At 72.7% G+C, this 20,483-nt stretch carries 17 protein-coding genes; 10 read left to right on the top strand and 7 right to left on the bottom strand.

Annotation, left to right across the window (positions count from 1 at the left end):
• Positions 1–63: 63 nt before the first annotated feature.
• Positions 64–564 carry a GNAT family N-acetyltransferase gene (locus BJP25_RS34260; protein ID WP_158075689.1) on the top strand — a complete coding sequence of 167 codons (501 nt, stop codon included), beginning with the start codon at positions 64–66 and terminating at the stop codon, positions 562–564.
• Between the two features lie 42 nt (positions 565–606).
• On the opposite strand, the gene BJP25_RS19575 is transcribed toward BJP25_RS34260, so the two are convergent.
• Both BJP25_RS19575 and BJP25_RS19570 read right to left on the bottom strand, forming a co-directional pair.
• On the bottom strand, positions 607–1,203 hold the full coding sequence (locus BJP25_RS19575; RefSeq protein WP_075976414.1) for a hypothetical protein: 597 nt from the start codon (positions 1,201–1,203) through the stop codon (positions 607–609).
• Between the two features lie 46 nt (positions 1,204–1,249).
• Positions 1,250–3,277, bottom strand: coding sequence for an acyltransferase family protein (locus BJP25_RS19570; RefSeq protein ID WP_075976413.1), 2,028 nt, complete (start codon positions 3,275–3,277; stop codon positions 1,250–1,252).
• A 158-nt stretch (positions 3,278–3,435) separates the two neighbouring features.
• Here BJP25_RS19570 and BJP25_RS19565 point away from each other — a divergent pair, with 158 nt between their 5' ends.
• The gene (locus tag BJP25_RS19565; protein WP_075976412.1) at positions 3,436–4,755 is read left to right on the top strand and encodes a nucleobase:cation symporter-2 family protein; all 1,320 of its coding nucleotides are present in this window, start codon (positions 3,436–3,438) and stop codon (positions 4,753–4,755) included.
• 229 nt (positions 4,756–4,984) lie between these two features.
• A complete protein-coding gene (locus BJP25_RS19560) occupies positions 4,985–6,901 on the top strand; it encodes a CocE/NonD family hydrolase (protein WP_143219198.1) in 1,917 nt (638 codons plus the stop codon).
• A gap of 557 nt (positions 6,902–7,458) precedes the next feature.
• Here the strand turns inward: BJP25_RS19560 and BJP25_RS19555 are convergent.
• Together BJP25_RS19555 and BJP25_RS19550 are read right to left on the bottom strand one after the other, a co-directional pair.
• Positions 7,459–8,610 carry a S8 family peptidase gene (locus BJP25_RS19555; RefSeq protein WP_075976411.1) on the bottom strand — a complete coding sequence of 384 codons (1,152 nt, stop codon included), beginning with the start codon at positions 8,608–8,610 and terminating at the stop codon, positions 7,459–7,461.
• A 293-nt stretch (positions 8,611–8,903) separates the two neighbouring features.
• Complete coding sequence (locus BJP25_RS19550) at positions 8,904–9,752, bottom strand: NAD(P)-dependent oxidoreductase (protein ID WP_075976410.1); 849 nt, start codon at positions 9,750–9,752, stop codon at positions 8,904–8,906.
• A 114-nt stretch (positions 9,753–9,866) separates the two neighbouring features.
• On the opposite strand from BJP25_RS19550, the gene BJP25_RS19545 reads away from it, so the two are divergent.
• Positions 9,867–10,814 carry a hypothetical protein gene (locus BJP25_RS19545; protein ID WP_143219197.1) on the top strand — a complete coding sequence of 316 codons (948 nt, stop codon included), beginning with the start codon at positions 9,867–9,869 and terminating at the stop codon, positions 10,812–10,814.
• Positions 10,815–10,821: 7 nt separating this feature from the next.
• Here the strand turns inward: BJP25_RS19545 and BJP25_RS19540 are convergent, their stop codons facing one another.
• On the bottom strand, positions 10,822–11,460 hold the full coding sequence (locus BJP25_RS19540) for a DedA family protein (RefSeq protein ID WP_075976408.1): 639 nt from the start codon (positions 11,458–11,460) through the stop codon (positions 10,822–10,824).
• A 239-nt stretch (positions 11,461–11,699) separates the two neighbouring features.
• Here BJP25_RS19540 and htpG point away from each other — a divergent pair, with 239 nt between their 5' ends.
• From htpG to BJP25_RS32760, 3 genes are all read left to right on the top strand, one after another.
• Positions 11,700–13,592: a molecular chaperone HtpG gene (gene htpG, locus BJP25_RS19535; protein ID WP_075976407.1), complete on the top strand. Its 1,893-nt coding sequence runs from the start codon at positions 11,700–11,702 to the stop codon at positions 13,590–13,592.
• A 255-nt stretch (positions 13,593–13,847) separates the two neighbouring features.
• Entirely contained in the window at positions 13,848–14,504 is a 657-nt protein-coding gene (locus tag BJP25_RS19530) for a TetR/AcrR family transcriptional regulator (RefSeq protein ID WP_075976450.1), read from the top strand.
• A 174-nt stretch (positions 14,505–14,678) separates the two neighbouring features.
• Positions 14,679–15,896, top strand: a complete 1,218-nt coding sequence (locus BJP25_RS32760) for an L-tyrosine/L-tryptophan isonitrile synthase family protein (RefSeq protein ID WP_143219196.1) — start codon at positions 14,679–14,681, stop codon at positions 15,894–15,896.
• 28 nt (positions 15,897–15,924) lie between these two features.
• On the opposite strand, the gene BJP25_RS19515 is transcribed toward BJP25_RS32760, so the two are convergent.
• Positions 15,925–16,542 carry a UdgX family uracil-DNA binding protein gene (locus tag BJP25_RS19515; RefSeq protein ID WP_233158161.1) on the bottom strand — a complete coding sequence of 206 codons (618 nt, stop codon included), beginning with the start codon at positions 16,540–16,542 and terminating at the stop codon, positions 15,925–15,927.
• Between the two features lie 100 nt (positions 16,543–16,642).
• On the opposite strand from BJP25_RS19515, the gene BJP25_RS19510 reads away from it, so the two are divergent.
• Genes BJP25_RS19510 through BJP25_RS19500 form a run of 3 tightly spaced genes read left to right on the top strand, consistent with a single transcriptional unit; the run spans position 16,643 to position 18,499 of the window.
• Positions 16,643–17,026 (top strand): ATP-binding protein, encoded by a 384-nt coding sequence (locus BJP25_RS19510; RefSeq protein WP_075976406.1) that lies wholly within the window; start codon positions 16,643–16,645, stop codon positions 17,024–17,026.
• Positions 17,026–17,805, top strand: coding sequence for a SigB/SigF/SigG family RNA polymerase sigma factor (locus tag BJP25_RS19505; RefSeq protein WP_075976405.1), 780 nt, complete (start codon positions 17,026–17,028; stop codon positions 17,803–17,805). Before BJP25_RS19510 ends, BJP25_RS19505 begins: the two co-directional genes overlap by 1 nt.
• 10 nt (positions 17,806–17,815) lie before the next feature.
• Entirely contained in the window at positions 17,816–18,499 is a 684-nt protein-coding gene (locus BJP25_RS19500) for a sigma-70 family RNA polymerase sigma factor family protein (protein WP_075976404.1), read from the top strand.
• A gap of 28 nt (positions 18,500–18,527) precedes the next feature.
• Here the strand turns inward: BJP25_RS19500 and BJP25_RS19495 are convergent, their stop codons facing one another.
• A complete protein-coding gene (locus BJP25_RS19495; protein WP_075976403.1) occupies positions 18,528–20,420 on the bottom strand; it encodes an FAD/NAD(P)-binding protein in 1,893 nt (630 codons plus the stop codon).
• Positions 20,421–20,483: the final 63 nt, after the last annotated feature.

The following is a 20,483-nucleotide window of genomic DNA, read 5'->3' as shown; positions in this document are numbered from 1 at the left end:
CGCCGGTGCCCCGGTGGAACGATCCACAGGGTGGGTGACGGCGGTCGTGAGGAGGCGGGGCGGGTGGTCGTGATCAGGCGGGGCGGTGCGGCGGACGCGGCGGCGGTGCGGCGGTTGATGGCGGTGGCCGTGCGGTGGCTGGCCGAGCGCGGGCGGTCGGCGCAGTGGGGCAGCGAGGTGACCCCGGAGCGCGAGGAGCAGGTGACGACCTTCGTGCGCGACCACGAGGCGTGGGTGGCGGAGGTCGACGGCGCGGTCGCGGGGGTGCTCACGCTGACCCCGGAATCGCCTGATTACGTGCCCGGGGCCACCGAGCCGGAGCTGTACGTGCGGCTGCTGCTGACCGACCGCGAGCACAAGGGCCGGGGGATCGGCGCCGCCCTGCTGGAGCGGGCGGTGGAGCGGGCCCGGGAGGAGGGCGTGGGGGTCGTGCGGGTCGACTGCTTCGCGGGTCTCGACGACCGGCTCGTCGACTTCTACCGGGGGTGCGGGTTCGTCGAGCAGGGGCGGTTCGAGCGGCGCGGGTGGCGCGGCTGCGTGCTGGCCCGCCGCGTCGAGCCCTGACGGATCCCCCGATCGTGTGACGCGGGGGACCCGTCGGCGGGGTCAGTGCGCGGTGGGGCCGTCGGCGGTGCCTTCGGCGGAGCCGGCGTCCTCGGCGTCCTCGTCGTCCTGGTCAGCGGCCTCGTAGAGGCTGATCTGCCACGGCTGGTCGGGGCTGTCGCGGTGGGCGGCGTGCATCGGCGGGACGGTGGCCGGGTCGGGCAGGGACGGGTCGGCCGCCGCCAGGGTCTCCAGGTCCGTCGCGACGCTGTTGTCCTCGGTGGGCTCGGTCGCCCCCAGGAACTCGAACTCGTCGTCGTCGGTGTGGAAGACGACCAGGACGGGCTCGCCGTCGAGCACCTGCCGGGTGGTCCAGCAGACCTGCTCGTCGTCGGGCTCCTCGTAGACCTGCCACGGGCTGTCCTTGTCGTCCCGCTCGGCGGAGTGGCCCTGCGGGATCTCCAGCAGCTGCTCGACCGACGGGTCGAGGGCGAGCAGGTCCTCCAGGTGGGTCAGGACCGCGTCGTCGTCGGTCTCCAGGGGGGTCTCGCCCAGGACCTGCCAGTCGCCGTCGTGGTCGTGGTGCACCCAGGTGATCGGCTCACCGTCGATGACCGCGGTGCTCGTGTAGACGTGCGGGTGGGCGTGCTGCTCGCTCATGCCGCGCATCCTGCCGCACCCGCGCGGGCCCGTCCCGGCGGCGGGGCTACTCCCAGTCGGTCGCGGTGAGGACGGCCTCCTCGGCGATGGGGGCCATGGACTCCATGAACGTGGCGGTGAGGTGGTTGTCGTCGAGGTGGACGAGCACGTTGCCGATGACGGGCGGGCAGGTGAGCGCGTCGCAGTAGTAGTCGGCGAAGTCGAAGAAGAAGACGTTCGGGGAGATGTCGGCGCGGTCGGCGTAGGGCGGGGTCTCGGCGTAGATGTCGCCGCGCGCGGCGGTGCACGCGTCGGCGTCCCTGCCGCGCAGGGCGACGCAGGCGCTGGGGGAGGAGTCGTAGCGGGGGTTGTCGCGGAAGGCGAGGACGGTGATGCCCGCGTCGTCGAGCTGGCGCCACCGCTCGACGAAGCCGTCCGGTGTCGTCTCGGTGCGGCCGGGGCGGGCGTTGCGGGTGGCGAGGGTGACCACCGCGTCGGGTTGCCGGTCGAGCAGTTCCCCGGTGACCTGGTCGGTCCACTCCCGGCAGCGGTCGTCCCCCGGGTAGGTCTCCGAGCGCGTGGAGTACGGGCAGCCGCCGAGGACCATCATGTCCAGCGCCCAGTTGCGCCGCTTGGCGACCTCCACCAGCCCCGCCGACCACAGGTACATGTGCGAGTCGCCCACGATGGTGAGGGTGCGCGCGGGGGTGTCGGTCCAGGTGCTCTCGCAGACCTGGAGCTGCTCGGTGCCCGGCTTGACCGCGCAGTCGAACGCCGACGCGTCCGGCCAGTCCTTGGCGACGACGGCCTGGGACGGGATGAGCACGGCGTCCTCGGCGCCGGTGTACTCGAAGCCGGGGACGCGGGCGATGGCGCCGGGGTGGTCGCGGTCGCCCACCAGGGTGCTGAACCGCTCGGCGTCGCGGACCACCACGGCGTTCCACGCCGTCGCCGCGCCCAGCACCGCCACCACGCCCGCGGCGACGAGGGCGTAGGAGCGGCGGGTGCTGGAGCGGGCCCGCCGCAGCGGCTCCTCGACGAGGTGGTGGGTGGCGGCGGCGAGCAGCAGCGACAGCGCGATGACGAAGCCGCCGCCCAGCGGGCCCACCACCGTGCGGTCGCGCACCACCAGGTAGAACACCAGCACCGGCCAGTGCCACAGGTACAGGGCGAAGCTGAGGTCGCCCAGGTAGGTCACGGGCCGGGCGGACAGCCACCGGTCGACGCCGTGCGGCGACCCGGTCGACCCCGCCACGACCACCGCGCACGCGGCGAGCACCGGCCACAGCGCCAGGTACCCGGGGAACCGCGACCCCACGTCCATGGCGACGCCGCAGCTCACCAGGGCCACCACGCCCGCCCAGCCGAGCAGCACGCGCAGCCGCCGGTCCAGGTCCACCCGGTCGACCAGCAGTGCGAGCAGGCCACCCGCCCCGAACTCCCACACCCGGGTCAGCGAGTGGAAGTAGGCGAACGGTTGGTCGGCGGCCGTCAGGAGCGCGGAGAAGGCGAGCGACGCGGCGCTGACGACCGCCAGCACCACGAACAGCGCCCGCAGCGGGCGGTCGCGCGCGACCAGCACCACGAGCGCCACCAGCAGCGGCCACACCAGGTGGAACTGGCCCTGGATGGCCAGTGACCAGAAGTGCTGCACGACGCTGGCTGTGTTGTTCTGCGCGTAGTAGTCCACCGCGTCGTAGGCGAGCTGCCAGTTCTGCGCGAACAGCGCCGACGCCCCGATCTCGCGCGCGGTCTGCAACCACCGGTTCTCCGGCAGCAGCGCCACCGCGGCGACGAGCACGGACAGCAGCACCACCACCGACGACGGCACGAGCCGCTTGAGCGTGCGCGCCCAGTGCGCCCCGAAGCGGATGCCGGGGCCGGTCGCCGCGCGCACCAGCTGCGCGGTGACGAGGAAGCCGGATATGACGAAGAACACGTCCACGCCGCCGGAAACCCGGCCCAGCCACACGTGGTAGACGACGACGAGCGCGACCGCGAGCGCGCGCAGCCCTTGCAGCTCCGGTCGGTGCCTGCGCGCGGGCGCCCCGGTGGCGGCGCCGGTCGAGCGGTCGTCGACGGCCACTGGGCTCATGGGGGCTCCGCAACACCTCGGGGACGGGACCCCGACCCTCTCCCACGGGCCGCGTTCCGGGCAAACCGCCCACGTCGCCCTCCGCCTCGGTGCGCGGTGAAACGGCGCGTTGCGCGCGCGGGAACGAGATCGCAACAGCGCGCTCCTACCGTCACCGGGTGACCACTGTCCGCCACCCCGTCGACACGCCCCTGCCCCCGGCCCAGCTGGGGGTGCTGGGCTTGCAGCACGTCCTGGTCATGTACCTGGGCTGTGTCACCGTGCCGCTGGTGTTCGGCGCCGCCGCGGGCCTGGACACCGAGACCGTCGGGCTGCTCATCAACGCCGACCTGCTGGTCGCGGGAGTGGTGACGCTGGTGCAGTCGCTCGGGGTGGGCCGGGTGCTCGGGGTGCGGCTGCCGGTGGTGGTGGGGGCGACGTTCACCGCGGTGTCGCCGATGATCCTGATCGCCCAGCAGTACGGGTTGGCCGCCGTGTACGGGTCGATGATCGCCGCCGGGGTGTTCGGGCTGCTGGTGGCGGTGCCGTTCTCCCGGGCGCTGCGGTTCTTCCCGCCGCTGGTGAGCGGGGTGGTGATCACCGTCGTGGGGTTGTCGCTCATCGGGGTCGCCGCCGGGCTCATCGCGGGCAACGACCCGGCCGCCCCGGACTACGCCGCGCTGCCGAACCTGGGGTTGGCGGGCGGGATCCTGCTGCTGGTGGTCCTGCTGACCCGGTTCGCCACGGGGTTCCTGGCGCAGGTGGCGGTGCTGCTCAGCCTGGTCGCGGGCACACTGGCCGCGATCCCCATGGGGCTCACCGACTTCTCCGGCGTGGGCGGCGCGGCCTGGGTGGGGATCAGCGCGCCGCTGCACTTCGGGCCGCCGGAGTTCCCGGTGGCCGCGGTGGTGTCGATGTGCGTGGTGATGCTGGTGACCTTCACCGAGTCGACGGCGGACATGCTGGCGGTGGGGGAGCTGACGGGCAAGGAGCTCTCGCGGGCCGACCTGGCGCGGGGCATGGCCGCCGACGGGGTGTCGGCGGTGCTGGGCGGGTTCATGAACGCGTTCGTGGACACGGTGTTCGCCCAGAACGTCGGCCTGATCGGCATGACCGGGGTGCGCAGCCGGTACGTGGCGGCCTCCGCGGGCGGCATCCTGGTGCTGCTCGGGCTGGTGCCCAAGCTGGGGCAGGTCGTGGCCGCGCTGCCGGGCCCGGTGGTCGGCGCCGCGGGGCTGGTGATGTTCGCGATGGTGGCCTCGGTGGGCGTGCGCACGCTGGGCAAGGTCCAGTACGACGGCACCAAGAACCTGTTCATCGTGGCCGTGGCGGTGGGCATCGGGATGGTGCCGGTGGTGGCGCCGGGCTTCTACCGCGGCTTCCCCGGCTGGGCCCAGGTCGTCCTCGGCAGCGCCATCACCAGCGCCACGCTGGCCGCGTTCGTGCTGAACCTGGTCTTCAACCACACCAAGCGCGCCGCAGCGGCCCCAGTGGACTGATACCCGCCGGGGCGGGGGCGTGCGGCGGGCGCGGGGAAGCGAAACGTGCTCGTGTCCGGGGTGGGGATGAAAAACGGCGGGCGTCCGGGGTGTGACGGGCGCGTATCGGTGCCTTTGCTGACAAGTTTCACGTTTTATCCGGGAAATAGGCGCGCCGTACGGGAAACGACCCGTACCGGTTCGGGTGAGAATGCTTGTGCGGCAACTGCTTGCAGGGTACAAACAGAAAATGCCCGCACACCTCCGCCGTTTGCTCGTCATCGTCCTGCTGGCCGCGTCGGGCCTGGTCGGGGCGGGTCCGGTCGCGTCGGCGGAGTGGTCGCCGGGGCCCGCGGAATTCGGCGTCGGGGTGCGCAAGGAAGTGCCGATCACGATGTCCGACGGCACCGTGCTGCGCGCGGACGTGTACTTCCCGCAGAACCCGGACGGCACCGCGGCGCCCGGTCCGTTCCCCGTCGTGCTCACCCAGACGCCCTACGGCGCGCTGATGGACGCCTTCCCCGGGGTGTCGGACCCGGACGCGGGCTTCGAGCTGATCGGCGGCGGCGACGACTACCTGGTCAAGCGCGGGTACATCAACGCCGTCGTGGACGTGCGCGGCACCGGCGGCTCGCAGGGGCGGTGGGACTTCCTCGGGCAGCAGGAGGCCAGGGACAGCGTCCAGGTGGTGCACTGGGCCGCGGGGCTGCCCGGCTCCAGCGGCGTGGTGGGGCTCTCGGGCGCCTCCTACATGGCCATCAACCAGTTCTTCACCGTCGCCGCGCTGGGCCCGGGCTCCCCGGTCAAGGCGATGTTCCCGATGGTGCCCAGCATCGACCCCTACCGCGACATGGCCTTCCCCGGCGGCAACTTCGGCCTCGCCTCCGACGTGGTGTACCTGGGGCTCACCGGGTTCGTGCAGCTGGTGAACGCCGCCACCGCGGGCAACCCGGACCTGGCGAAGGTGCTGGTGGACCGGGCAGCGAGCATCCTCAGCTTCCACGCCGCCACCCTGCTGGAGGGCACCACCGGCGGCGACGTGTCCTACGACGGCGCCTACTGGCGGAGCCGCAGCCCGCAGTCCGTGCTGCCGCAGGTCGTGCGCGCGGGCGTCCCGGTGCAGATGGTCGGCGGCTGGGACGACGTGTTCGAGCGCGGGCAGCTGCTGCTCTACAGCGACCTCCAGTCGCTGGCCGCCGGCGGGGCGGTGGGCCGCCCGATGAGCCCGGACCAGGCCGTCGACCCGGACTACCGCCTGGTCATGGGCCCCTGGCACCACGTCACCGTCGGCCAGGGCATCGACATCGACGCGCTGCGCCTGCGCTGGTTCGACAAGCACCTCAAGGGCCTCGACACCGGCCCCGACGGGCCCCCGCTGCGGATGAACGAGGTCGGCACCGACCGCTGGGTCGGCGCCACGCGCTTCCCGTTCCCCGAGGCCACCCCCACCGCCTTCCACCCCGGCGCGGGCGGCACCCTCTCCACCGCCGCCCCCACCCGCTCCGGCACCGACACGATCATCTACAGCCCGGCCGCCGTCCCCTGCAACCGCGGCCTGGACCAGGCGACCGCGGGCGGCCTGGTGGCGGTGTTCACCACGCTGCACCTGCCGCCGCCGTGCGCGCACAACGACAACCTGACCCAGCTGCCGCTGCTGGGCAAGACCTACACCACCGAACCGTTCACCGAGGCGCAGGTGCTCGCCGGGCCGATGTCGGCGTCCATCATCGCCACGTCGTCGCGGCCGGACACGCAGTTCGCCGTCACGATCTCCGACGTCGCCCCGAACGGGGTGTCCACCCCCCTGGCGAGCGGGTCGCTGCTCGGCAGCCACCGCGCGGTCGACGAGTCGCGCAGCTGGCGGGCGCCGGACGGGAACTACCTGCTCCCGTTCCACCCGTACACGCGGGAAGCCGTGCAGTCGGTTCCCGTGGGGCAGAAGGTGCGCTACGACATCGAGGTGCCGACGACGGTCGCGCGGATCGAGGCGGGGCACCGGCTGCGGGTGACCGTGTCGAGTGCTGACACGCCCCGGTTGCTGTCGCTGCCGGGGAACCTGCTGAACCAGTTGGGTGGGTTGTACGGGGTGGAGTGGGGGGTTGGGGGGTCGGTGGTGGAGTTGCCGCTGGCGCCTGCCGGGGCGTTCGCTGAGGTGCCTGCCGTGTGAGCTAAGGGTTCCTGGCTTAGTGGGGACCTGTCTTCGGGGGCGTGCGTTGTGGGGGGCCGCTGGCGTGGGGCCTGTCCTCGGGGGCCGCGAGTGTGTAACTCGGTGGAGGCGGAGTCAAGGGCGCCCTGCGGGCGTCGCTTCGCGATGGGCTTCGCCCACCCTGGACACCGCCTCCACCGAGCTACTTGCGGCCAGGACTGGGGCAGGCCCAGGTGTGAGCACAGCCCATGATCATTGGCTCGGCTGAGCGGTGTTGGGTTTGCCGGGCCGGTTGGTAGAGCTGGGCACCATGGATTGCGGGGTGTGGGTGGGGCTGGCCAAACAACGGCTTGAGGGATGGGCTTCACCACGGGGCATGGGGTTGCGAGGTGGTTGGTGGGGCTGGGTGAGGTGGGGTGCGGGGTGGGGGCTGCTCTAGCCGAACGACGGCTGTTAGGGATGTCTTGGGCTCGCCTGCGGCGTTGAACGGCTGGGGCACAGTGTCCATAGGGGAGGGTGGGGACGACGAAGCGCCCCCGGGGTGGTGCCGGGGGCGCTTCGCGGAACGGAGTGGGGGGTCAGAGGCCCGCGGTCTGGAGGAGGAGGTTGGGGGTGCCCGCGGGGACACCGTTGATCACGCCGGGGGTGGCGTTGGCGGTGAGCCAGGAGTTGACGGTGGTGCTGGGGGCATCGCCGTAGGTGCTCTTGTAGAGGGCGGCGACGCCGACGACGTGGGGGGTGGCCATGGAGGTGCCGCTGATGGTGTTGGTGCCGCCGTTGAGCCAGCTGGAGGTGATGCCGACACCGGGGGCGTAGAGCTCGACGCAGGGGCCGACGTTGCTGAAGGAGGCGTTGTTGTCGCCGGAGTCGCTGGCGGCGACGGTGGTGATGTTGGCGGCGCTGGCGGGGGAGGCGCTGCAGGCGTCGGAGCCGTAGGAGTTGCCCGCGGCGACACCGGTGAAGACGCCGCTGTCGGCGAGGCGGGTGGCGGCGTCGTTGACCGACTGGTTGAAGCCGCCGCCGAGGGACATGTTGGCCACCGCGGGGGAGGCGTGGTTGGCCGCGACCCAGTCCATGCCGGCGATCACGCCAGCCCAGGTGCCGCTGCCGCCGCAGTCCAGGACGCGCACGCCGCGCAGCTGGGCGTTCTTGGCCACGCCCCAGGTCGCGCCGCCGATGGTGCCCGCGACGTGCGTGCCGTGGCCGTTGCAGTCGTCGTTGGTGCCGTCGACGGCGTCGTAGGCGTTCTGGCCGCGGCCGGTGAAGTCGGGGTGGTCGGCGTCGATGCCGGTGTCGATGATGTAGGCGGTGACCCCGGAACCGTCGGCGTTGTAGGTGTAGGTGCCCGACAGCGGCAGCGACGGCTGGTCGATGCGGTCGATGCCCCACGTCGCGCCCGACTGGGTGGTGTCCGCGGAGACCTCGGCGTCCTGCTCGATGCGCGCCACCGATGGGTCGGCCCGCAGCTTGGCCAGTTGGGCGTCCGACAGCTTCGCGGAGAACCCGTTGAGCACCGACGAGTACACGTGCGACGGTGCGATCGACAGCCGCGCGGTCACCGACTGGGCGCGCAGGCCCGCGGTGTCCTTGAGGGTGACGATGTAGCTGCCCGGCACGGCGTCGACCGCGGCCGGGGTGACGGCGACCAGCGGGGTCGCGGCGGCGGGCGCCGCCAGGCCCAGCGCACCGAGCGCGGCGGCGGCCAGCAGGACGGGGACGGGTGTGCGCATGAGTGCCCTCGCAAGGTTGTTCGTGGGTGCAGGGAACGAACAATGGCTTACGACTGAAAGTTTCCGATTCATGCCGCAACTTGACAATCCGCCACGTAGCCCAGCGGGCGGTGCCTTCCGGACGCATAACTGGGAACGCCCTGGTCAGCCGGTGACGGCCGTCTCCCGCCCCTGGCGGATTGACGCCACGGCATGCGACGGACGGCTCAGCGGGGAGCAGGCACGCGGTGGCCGGCACCGGGACGCACGACGGCCGGGCGCCCCGGTGGGGTGCCCGGCCGTCGGGGGAGCGGTCAGCCGCGGGGGAAGGCCTGGTTGACCGCGGCCATGTCCTGCCCGCCCAGGCCCCGCTCGGACGCGGTGGTCAGCAGGTCGTGGATGGCGCGCATCAGGCGGTCGTCGCGGCCTGCGGCCACCAGGGCGTCGGCGATGAGGCCGGAGTCCTTGCGGGCGCCGTCGAGGCCGAACTGGAGCGGGTACTCGCCGCTGATCATCGCCTTGCCCTTGAGCTGGGCGTAGGGGGTGTCCAGCACGCCCCCGGAGATGGCGTCGAGGAAGGCGGACGGCTCCAGGCCGAGCCCGCGCGCCAGTTCGACGCTCTGCGCGGTGCCGGTGACCACCGACAGCACCCACGCGTTCGCCACCAGCTTCAGCCGGTGCCCGGCCCCCGGCTCCTCCCCGACCCACACCGTCCGCGCGCCGATCGCGTCGAACACCGCGGCCACGTCGTCGTCGCCCGTCCCGGACGCCAGCACGGTCAGGGTGCCGTCCTCGGCGGGCTTGCGGGTGCCCAGCACCGGCGCGTCCACGTAGGCCACCCCGTGCTCCCCGGCCAACCGCCCCAGCTCGGCCGCCCCGTCCAACCCCACCGTCGCCGACTGCACCCACGTCCCCTCGACGTGCGGCAGCACCCGCCCCATCACCTCCCGGGTGGAGTCGAGGTCGAACAGCATGGTCACCACCACCCGGGCTCCCCGGACCGCCTCCTGCGCCGACCCGGCCACCCGCGCCACGTCCGCCAGTGCCTCGGCCTTGTCCGCGCTCCGGTTCCACACCACGACGTCCAGCCCGGCCTTCGCCAGGTTGCGGGCCATCCCGGCCCCCATGATCCCCGTCCCCAACACCGCGACAGTCATCGTCATGCCCCAGTCATACCCCCGCCCCCGCCACCCCACAGCCCGGCTCCCCGTGACCTCCCCGACCCCCGGCGGGCCGGCAGGCCGACCAAGTGCGGTCGGTGTCCTACGTTCCTGGGGGTGAGCCTTTTCGACCACCCGGGCGTGCTGCCCTTCGCCCAGGGCAACTCCATCATGACGATCCTCAACGCTGACTGGCCCGCGTACCCGACCGGCGTGGGGGTGCGGGACGCGCTGGTCGGCCTGGCGAGGTTCCCGGAGGGCACCACCTTCTCGGTGACGAGCGACATCGGTGGGTACGTGCTGCTCGTCGCCGACGGGTTCGGCAGGCGGCCCGAGGACCGGCTGCACCTCGCGATCGCCCACGAAGCGCTGCTCGACGCCGCCGACGACGGGTTGGTCACGGGCGTGGAACGGCTGACCGAGCGGGAGCACGAGGAACGCAGGCGGGACCAACTGCGGGCCGCGGTGTCGGCAAGCGCGCGGGCGGCGGGCCGCCCTTTCCCCGACGACGTCGATCCGCTCGACCACCTGGGGGCGGTCCTGGAGGGGGCGGTGGTCCCCTTCCGGCTGCCTCCGCTGGACGACGAGGAGGACGACGACGGGTTCGGGCCGGTCTTCCGCACGTGGCTCGGGGTGCGCGACGGTGAGCGGATCGGCCTCACCGGGCGCGGGTGGGCGCGGCTGGCCGAGCTGTTCGAGGACGAGCCGGTGCCGCTGCCGGACTCGGCGCGGCCGAGGGTGGAGCACATCGTCGCGGGTGGGCTCTACGACACCGCGCTGCGGGAACTGGGGGCGATGGTCGAGACGCGCATGCGGCAGCACCTGGGGTCGGCGAAGTACGGCAGGCAGCTCGGGCTGGAGTTCGTCCGGAGCCTGGAGGGCGAGTACCTGGAGGCCTTCGTGCGGTCCCTGCGCAACGCCGTGCTGGCCGCGTTCGCGTTCATCCGGAACGAGTACGCGCACAACCTGGTCGACCTGCCCCGCCCCCGCGCCGTCGTGCTCTTGGGGCTGATGTCGAGCCTGCTCGTGGAGGTCGAAGCGATCAGCAGCGGGGCGAGGGAATGACCGGTGGTCAGTCGACGGGGGTGGGGGTGTCGGCTTCTTCAGCGGGGGTGGCGGCCATGCGCTTGCGGACGACGAGGAAGCCGATCACGGCGACGGCGACCGCGGCGATGAGGCCGTACCAGCTGACCTTGGACAGCCACTCCTCGGCCACGACGCCGAGGTAGTAGACCAGGGCGGTGGTGCCGCCCGCCCAGGCGAGGCCGCCCGCGGCGTTGGCGGCGAGGAACTTGCCGTAGTGCATGTGCAGGGAGCCCGCGAGGGGGCCGGAGAGGATGCGCAGGAGGGCGACGAAGCGGCCGAAGAAGACCGCCCAGACGCCCCGGCGCTGGAAGAGGCCGCGGGCCTTGGCGATGTGGGCGGGGCCGAAGTGCTTGGGGAACTTGCGGCCCGCCCAGGCGAACAGGCGGGGGCCGCCCTTCTTGCCGATGAGGTAGCCGATGCTGTCGCCGACGATGGCGCCCGCGGTGGCGCAGATGCCCACGACCAGGGGGTTGACCTGGTCGCTCTGGGAGGACAGCAGGGCGGCGCTGACCAGGACGACCTCGCCGGGCAGGGGGATGCCCAGGCTCTCCACCCCGATGACCAGGCCCACCACCAGGTAGACCGCCAGGGGCGGGATGGCCTGCATGACCTCGCTGACGTGCACCGGATGTCCTCCCCGAACCAGACCGCTCGACAGGCTACAGCGCTGGTGTCGTCCGCCGACCCCCGATCGTGACACTACGCCACCAGGGTAGGCACTCTGCGTGGTTTGTCGGCAATGTCGGCTTGGTTCGGCGAGGTCGCCGGGCGTCCCGGCGTGCCCGGTACGATTCCGGCCGAACTCGGGAGTGCGCCGGGCCGGGGGCCGTACCGGGCCCGGGAGTGGGAAACGGGGAGGACGACGTGACGACGCAGACGTTCGAGTTCCAGGCCGAGGTGCGCCAGCTGCTCCAGCTGATGATCCACTCGATCTACTCGAACAAGGACGCGTTCCTGCGGGAGCTGGTGTCCAACGCCTCCGACGCGCTGGACAAGCTGCGGCTGGAGGCCTACCGGGACAAGGACCTCTCGGTCGACACCGACGACCTGCACATCGACCTGGTGGTCGACAAGCAGGCGCGGACGCTGACCGTGCGCGACAACGGCATCGGCATGACCCGCGACGACGTGGTGCGGCTGATCGGCACCATCGCCAAGTCCGGCACCGCGGAGTTCCTGCGCCAGGCGCGCGAGGCCCAGGACGCCGCGGGCGCGCAGGACCTGATCGGGCAGTTCGGCGTGGGCTTCTACGCCAGCTTCATGGTCGCGGACAAGGTCACCCTGCTGACCCGGTACGCGGGCGAGGCCGAGGGCACCCGCTGGGAGTCCAGCGGCGAGGGCACCTACACCATCGAGCCGGTGGCCGACGCCCCGCAGGGCACCTCGGTGGTGCTGCACCTCAAGGCCGCCGACGCCGAGGAGCAGATGCCCGACTACACCGAGGCGTGGAAGCTGCGCGAGGTGGTCAAGCGCTACTCCGACTTCATCACCCACCCCATCCGCATGGAGGTGGACAAGCCGGGCGCGGGCGAGGACGAGCCCAAGACCGAGGTGCAGACGCTCAACTCGATGAAGGCGCTGTGGGCGCGCCCGGCCAGCGAGGTGGGCGAGGAGGAGTACGCCGAGTTCTACCGGCACATCGCCAACGACTGGGCCGAGCCGCTCAAGACCGTGCAGATGTCGGCCGAGGGCACCTTCGAGTACCAGGCGCTGCTGTTCATCCCCTCGCACGCCCCGCTCGACCTGTTCATGCGCGACGCCAACCGGGGCATCCAGCTCTACGTCAAGCGCGTGTTCATCATGGACGACTGCGAGTCGCTCATCCCGGAGTACCTGCGCTTCGTCAAGGGCGTGGTGGACGCCGCCGACCTCTCGCTCAACGTCTCCCGCGAGACCCTGCAGCAGGACCGGCAGATCCAGCTCATCCGCCGCCGCCTGGTCAAGAAGGTGCTCGCCACGGTCAAGGAGCTGCGCGGGCAGGACGCGGAGAAGTACAAGACGTTCTGGTCGGAGTTCGGCAAGGCGGTCAAGGAGGGCCTGGTCCAGGACGCCGACAACCGCGACGCGATCCTGGAGATCTGCTCGTTCGACTCCACCCTCGACCCCGAGCAGCAGACCTCGCTGCGCGGCTACGTCGAGCGGATGAAGGACGGCCAGCAGCACATCTACTACATGACCGGCGACAACCGGGCGGTCATCGAGAACTCCCCGCACCTGGAGGCGTTCCGGGCCAAGGGCTACGAGGTGCTGGTGCTCACCGACCCCATCGACGAGATGTGGGTGGACGCGGTGCCGGAGTTCGACGGGAAGAAGTTCCAGTCGATCGCCAAGGGCCAGGTCGACCTGGACGAGGCCAAGGACGAGCAGAAGCAGGAGCAGTTCAAGGACTTCCTGGGCTGGATGTCCGAGGCGCTCAAGGACACCGTCAAGGAGGTCCGGCTCTCCAGCCGCCTGACCACCTCGCCCGCCTGCGTGGTCGGCGACGCCGACGACCTCGCGCCCAACCTGGAGAAGATGTACCGGGCGATGGGCCACGAGCTGCCCAAGGTCAAGCGGATCCTGGAGCTCAACCCCGACCACGAGCTGGTGTCGTCGCTGCGCGCCGCGCACGAGGCCCGGCCCGAGGACGAGGGGTTGGCCGAGACCGCGTCGCTCCTGCACGACCTCGCGGTGCTGGCCGAGGGCGGCGAGCTGCCCGACTCGGCCCGGTTCATCCGCCTGGTGTCGGGGCGGTTGCGGGGGTCGTTGCCGTCGTAGGTGCGCACCGCCCTCGGGCGGGAGGTCGGGGCCCCACCGGTGCGGCGGTGGGGCCCCGACCCGTACCCGAGGCGTGTGGACCCGTTTCCCCAGCCCCGGGGGTGTGCCGGTGGTGCGGCCCGCTTGGGAACACGACCGTACCCAGAGCAGAGACAACCACACCGGCGGTGCCCGGCGCAATTGTGGAATCGGCGGTTGTGGGTGGGCCGACGACATTTCGCCGGGGGCCTGTGGAGGGGTGATAACGTGGCCCGCGTGAATTCCGGGCAGGCCGGTCGCAGCCCGCGGCAGCTCCCCCGCGGCAGGCACGGGCTCAGCCGCGAGGACATCGCGGCCTCGCAGCGGGGCAGGCTGATCGAGGCCGTGCTGCACGTCGTGGCGGCCAAGGGCTACCCGGACGCCACCGTCAACGACCTCGTGGTGCGCGCCGAGGTGTCCCGGCGGACCTTCTACGAGCACTTCGACGACAAGCAGGCCTGCTTCCTGGCGGCCTTCGACGCCGCCGTCGCCGAGGTCAGCTCCTCGCTGCGCGACGCGCTCGACCCGGTGGCCAAGCACGACTGGGCGAGCCGGATCCGGCTGTCCTGGCGGGCGTTCCTCGCCGCGCTGGCCGGGCACCCGGACGCGGCGTGGTCGCTCTACATCGAGACGCTGCGCGCCGGGCCGGAGCTGGCCAGGCGCACCAGCGCGGTCAACGCGGCCTTCGCGGGCATCTTCCGCACCCTGCACGACCGCGCCCGCGCCGCCGACCCGGCGGTGCGCGAGGTCGCCCCGCAGACCTTCGACCTCTACATCGGCGGCACCGCCGAGCGCATCCGCCACCGCCTCTACACCGCGGGCGCGCCCGGCCTGCCCGACCTGGAGGGCATGTTCACCGACACCGCGCTGATCCTGTTCGAGACCCGCCGCTGACCGCCGCGGCCCGGCTCCCGGCGTGATAGAACCCCGGTGGTGACTTGCTCACCCGATTCGCGAAAAGCGGACGGGAACTTTCCGGCGCTTGACACGACCTGCTCGTGGCCCGGAAGGTGGTGGCAATTCACCGCGCCGCCCATTGTCGACGACGTCAATCCGGGGGGAATTTCCGTGCCCGTGCAGACCCTGGCCCGCAGAGGAACCCGGAACGACGGTTACGCGGCGGTCGCCGCGCACGGGGAAGCCATTACCGATTCCGGTCTGTACCGCCCCTCGGAATGGCCCGAGGCGGACCCGCTCGACCGCGCCGGGCGCACCAGGGAGCTGGACGCGGACCTGCGCGCCCTGGTGCTGGGGTCGGCGGAGTCGCCGCGGTTCTGCTGGGAGCGGTTCGCGCGGCTGCACCGCGACGACGACCCGGTGGAGCGGGTGCTGGCCCTGCTCAACCACCGCGCCTTCCAGTTCAACTCCCGCGCCGCCTTCGCCGCCGCCGACTCCCCGTGGCGGGCGCGGGTGGTCGACGCGGTGCGCGCGGGCCGGCCGCTGGCGGTGGTGCTGCCCGCGTTCTGCGTGATCGGCAACCCGGTCAAGCGCTTCGACCTCACCGCCGCCACCGCCGCCGAGGACGTCGCCCTGCTGCACCTGGGCCGCTTCGCGGAGCTGCTGGGCAGGGTGCACGCGCCCGGCGCGGTCGTGCACGTCATCTCCGACAGCACCTTCTACAGCCCGCCCTTCGGCGTGACCTCGGTGGAGGCGGTCAACTACGTCGCCGAGCTGCGCGGGCGGGTCGAGGCGCTGGGCCTGGCCGGGCGGGTGGTCCTGCACGACATGTCCGACGTGCTGCGACCGGTGGTGCCGCGGTTCCAGGAGCGGTTCGACGCCTGGTTCCGCGCGCTGCGCCGCGACCGCTGCGCCGACGGGATCACCGGCGCCGAGCACGACCGGTGGCTGGGCAGCATGATGGCCAGCATCGACATCCGCAAGCTCGGCCTGAGCTACGACGAGCTGCGGTCGACCTTCCTGGGTGCGGGCGAGGCGGGCCTGGGCGACGGCATCCGGGAGCGCTCGCGCTGGGCGCTGGACGAGTACCGGGCGATGAAGCTGGCCGCCACCGACCTGCGGTGGGAGGAGCTGGCCTTCCCGGGGGCCATCCGCGCCACCATCCACACCAAGCCGATCCCGGTGCTGGGGCTGCGCCTGATGCCCGAGTACAAGTTCAGCGCGCGGTTGCTGCCCTACCACGGGATCGGCGTGCTCTCCCGTTCCGCGAAGACCGGGAAGCACCGCATGCGGGTGGAACCGGAGATGTTCGTGCACGGCCGCCCGGACATGGTGCGCGTCCTCGACGACCGGGGCATCACCAGCTTCTACCTGCATTGCCCGGAATAGCCCGGTAAGGGGCGGTACCCGGACCCGCTCACACCACCTTGAGGTCCGCGACGAAGTCGGCATAAGCGCTGTCCCGGTCGGGTGCGCGCAATACCGCCGACGGGTGGACGGTCGTGACCACCCGCAATCCCGCCGCCAACCCGTCGTCGGGGCGCAGTTCCTCGCCCCGGTGCTCGGTGAGCTTGAACGACGGCCCGAGCACCGCCTTGGCCGCCGTCGCCCCCAGGCACACCACCGTCTCCGGGGACAACCGGTCCAGCTCGGCGGCCAACCACGGCGTGCAGGCCACCACCTCGCTGCGCCGGGGCGTCTCGTGGATGCGCCGCTTTCCCTGCCTGCGGAACCGGAAGTGCTTCACCGCGTTCGTCAGGTACAGCTCGCCCCGGTCCAGGCCCACCTCCACCAACGCCCGGTCCAGCAGCTTGCCCGCGGGGCCGGTGAACGGCTCCCCGTCGACGTCCTCGTGGTCGCCCGGCTGCTCCCCGACCACCACCACCCGCGCCGCCGCGGGCCCCCGCCCGAACACCGGCTGCGTGGCGTGCTCGAACAGGCCGCACCCCCGGCAGCCCCCGATCGCCGCCCGCAGCTCGTCCAGGCCACCGTCCCCGGGCACCCACTCCTGCGCCCCCACCGGCCGTTCCACCACCGATCGCACCTCCTCGCACCCGGGTCCGCCCGACGGCGGACCGGGGGAGGTTTCCCCGGGGAGGGGTCGGGTACTCGGCCCGCACGGAGGTGGTCAGCTGATGGTGCCTGTGCAGGGCAGACGGGTTCGGGTGGAGTTCGACGCCGACCAGGCGCTGCTGCCGGTCGTGCGGTCGGTCGCGGCGAGCCTGGCGATGGTCGAGGACTTCACCGTCGACGACATCGCCGACGTCCGCCTGGCCGTCGACGAGATGTGCTCCACGCTGATCACCCACGCCCGCCCCGGCTGCCTGCTGGCCTGCCAGCTCGACTCGGGTCGGGGCCGGATGGCCGTGCGGGGCAGCGTGGACGCCGACCCCGGGGACGGCCCGGACCACGACACGCTGAGCTGGGAGATCATGTCCGTGCTGGCCGACACCGTGACCTCCGAGGTGGCGGGGGGCCGGCTGGTGCTCAGCCTGACCAAACGACGCGGGGACGTCTGATGCCCACCACCGAACGCACCCGGTCCACCGAGTACGACCACCTCGTCCCGCTGTTCCACCGGCTCGCCGAGTCCGCCGACCCCGACGAGCGCGCCGCCCTGCGCGACGAGCTGGTCACCGGGCACCTGCCGCTGGCCGACCACATCGCCATCCGCTTCGCCAACCGCGGCCAGGCCACCGAGGACCTGCGCCAGGTCGCCACCCTCGGCGTGATCAACGCCGTGGACCGGTTCGACCCCACCCGCGGCACCGACTTCCTGTCCTTCGCCATCCCGACGATCATGGGCGAGGTGCGCCGGTACTTCCGCGACACCAGCTGGTCGATCCGGGTGCCGCGCAGGCTCAAGGAGCTGCACCTGGAGATCAGCGCCGCCACCGGCGAGCTGTTCCAGCGCCTGGGCCGCGCCCCCACCCCCTCCGAGCTCGCCCGCCACCTCGACCTCCCGGTCGACGACGTCTACGAGGGCCTGGAGGTCGGGCAGGCCTACCAGGCGGTCTCGGTCGACGAGTCCCGCGAGGACGGCGAGACCGAGAGCCCGCTGGTCCGCTCCCTGGGCGCCGAGGACCCCGAGCTGGAGAAGGTCGAGTACCACGAGGCCCTGCGCCCGCTGGTCGCCGCTCTCCCCGAGCGCGAGCGCACCATCCTCACCCTGCGCTTCTACGGCAACATGACCCAGTCCCAGATCGCCCAGCGCGTCGGCCTGTCCCAGATGCACGTCTCCCGCCTGCTCGCCCAGACCCTCTCCCGCCTGCGCGGCAAACTCGGCTCCGAGCTCTAAGCTTCCCCGGGTGACCACCTCCCCCGCCCGCGACGGCGACCCCACCGCCTTCGCCGACCTCGTGTCCCCCCACCGGGACGCCGTGGCCACCCGGTGCTACCTGCTGCTGGCCTCGGTCGTGGACGCGGAGGACGCGCTGGCGGAAGTGCTCCAGCGCGCGTTCGACGAGGTGGCAGGCAGCCCAGAGGACGTGCGCGGGTGGCTGCTCGCCCTGGCGGACGAGGTGTGCGCCGAGCGGGCGGGCGAGCCGCGCCCCCACCCGGACCCGTGGCCCGGGGACGTGGACGTGGAGGCGGTGGCGGCGTTGCAGCGGCTTCCCTTCGCTGAGCGGTTGGCCTCCCAGGTCGCTGCCGGCACGCCGGTACCGCCGCCGGAGGGCTTCGCGGAAGCGTGGGAGAACGGGGACCTGTCGTCGGTGCTCGCCGAGGACGTGGTGCTGGTGACCCCGCCGGAGGACGAGGTGGTGTCCGGCAGGGAAGCGGTCCTGGCCTACACGGCCTCGCGGGTGTTCACGGGCGAGTGGGAAGTGGCGGAGGTCCCGGCCAACGGGACCACCGCGTTCGCGTGCTACCAGGAGGGTGAGCTGGAGGCACTGGTGCGCGTCCGCTCGCGGGACGGCTTGGCGGTGGAGATCGCGGCCTTCATGGACCCCGCCGTCCACGCCGCCTTCGGCCTACCCTCCACACTGGACTAACCCGCCCCCGGTGGTCGCGCCGGGACCGTCAGGTGTCGATGGTGATGGGGCCGCCCGCGTGGAGGGTGCGGAGGATGGTGCGGGCGACGCGGTCATTGCGGCGGAAGCCGGGGGCGTTGGTGTGCGGGCGGGAGAAGGCGGCCGCGGCTCGGATGCTGGTGTGGGGGCCGAGGGCGATGCGGCGGGGGTGGGCGGTGCCGTCCCGTTCGACGAGGGCGCCGGAGGTGCGGGTGGTGATGCGGCCGGTGGTGCGGCCGCCGGGCAGGGACTCCTCGACCAGTTCGCCGCGGTCGCGCAGGGCGACGATGAGGGGGTCGGTGGCGCGGGCGACGCTGGGGCGGGGGAGGCGGGCCTCGACCAGGGCGGTGGCGGTGCGCTCGCCGGGGACGGCGGGGCTGCCCGCGGTGAAGCGGCCGCCGTCGGCGCGGACCCACATGTCCGGGCCGACGAAGGAGACGACGCCCGCGCGGGACAGGGCGAGCAGCTGCTCCAGGCGCGGGGCCGGGGGGCCGCTGGCGAAGTAGGAGAAGAAGCCGAACCACCAGGTGTCGACGTCGTCGATGAGGGCGTCGTCGGTGAGGCGGCCGGAGGCGACGACCCGCGCGATCTGGGCGAAGGCGAACAGCAGGCCCAGGAACGCGCCCATGTCCGCGCTGTGGGCGGGGTCGGCGCGGCGGGCGATGTCGGCGCGGACGTAGGCGTGCAGGTGCTCGGTCAGCTCGGCCTCGTCGGCGAAGGTCAGGCCCGCCAGCGGCTTGTCCAGCCGCTCGGGGTCGAAGCGGTCCTCCTCGGCGGGCACGGCCTCGACGACCAGCGCGCGCAGCTCGGCCGAACCCCAGTCGGCGGCGGCGAAGCGGCGCTCGAACTCCTCGAACGGCAGCGCCGTCCGCTCGCCGTGCGCGGAGTACAGCTCGGTGTAGTAGCACCAGGCCACGTCCTTGGCGACCAGCGGCCACATGTCCCGCCAGAAGTCCACCCGCTCCTCGCGCGCGGTCAGCCGCTCCACCGCCGCCACGTCGAAGAAGCGCGGCGGGCCCGCGAACTCGCCCTGCAACCGGTACCCGGGCTTGGCGTGGTAGGGCACGCCGCGGCGGGACCCGATGTGCAGGTGCGGTTCCTTGCCGGACGGGTGGTACACCAGCGTGCCGTCGACCTGCTCGAACCGGCCGCCGCGGCCCTCGGTGACCAGGGCCATCAGGTCGATGAACGCCAGGCCGAAGCCGCGCACCAGCACGTCCTCGCCCGGTTGCAGCGCGGACAGGTCGATGTCGGAGGTGTAGGCGGGCGGCACGTAGCGCAGGTCGTGCTCGGCGGCGTACTCCGCCAGCGCCAGCTGCCCGGGGGTCGGCGCGACGTCCAGGTGGCCCACGGCCATCACCACGACGTCGACCACCAGCGGCTCGGCGCCCTCGGCCAGCCACACCGACTGCGGGCCGCCGTGCCCGCCGGTGACGTCCACGGCGGTGTCCTCGTGCACCACGACGTCCACGTTGGACGGCAGCGCGGCCAGCGCGTCGCGGAAGAACCAGTCCAGGTAGGCGCTCTGCAACCGGCGGCTGGGGAACTTCGTCGGCGTGCTGGCCGCGAACTCCTCGCGCAGGTCCTCGGGCACCCCGTCGCCGCCCGACCCGCGCACCCGCGCCGCCCACGCCGCCAGCGTCGGCCCCGGCCGCACCGGGCCCTCGGCGGTCACCGACTCGTCGAGGAACATCGTGACGTCCTCGGGCATCGAGTTCATCCACAGCAGCGGCGACTGGTCGTAGCGCCACACCCGCCCCGCCCCCGGCGGGTGCGGGTCCACCAGGTGCACGGTCAGGTGGCCGGTGGGGAACAGCTCCGGCGCGCTCGCCGCGATCCGCTCCACCAGCCCGACACCGCTCGGCCCCGCCCCCACCACGGCCACGGACACCCGCTGGTCCACTGCGCCCCTCCCTCCACCGCCTCCCCCTCGACAGTAGGTCGCGCCCCGGCACCCGGGTCGCGC

It is taken from the genome of Actinokineospora bangkokensis (assembly GCF_001940455.1).
Classification (GTDB): domain Bacteria; phylum Actinomycetota; class Actinomycetes; order Mycobacteriales; family Pseudonocardiaceae; genus Actinokineospora; species Actinokineospora bangkokensis.
The sequence above is the reverse complement of the archived record's forward strand: the minus strand, read 5'-3'. Positions and strand labels throughout refer to the sequence as shown.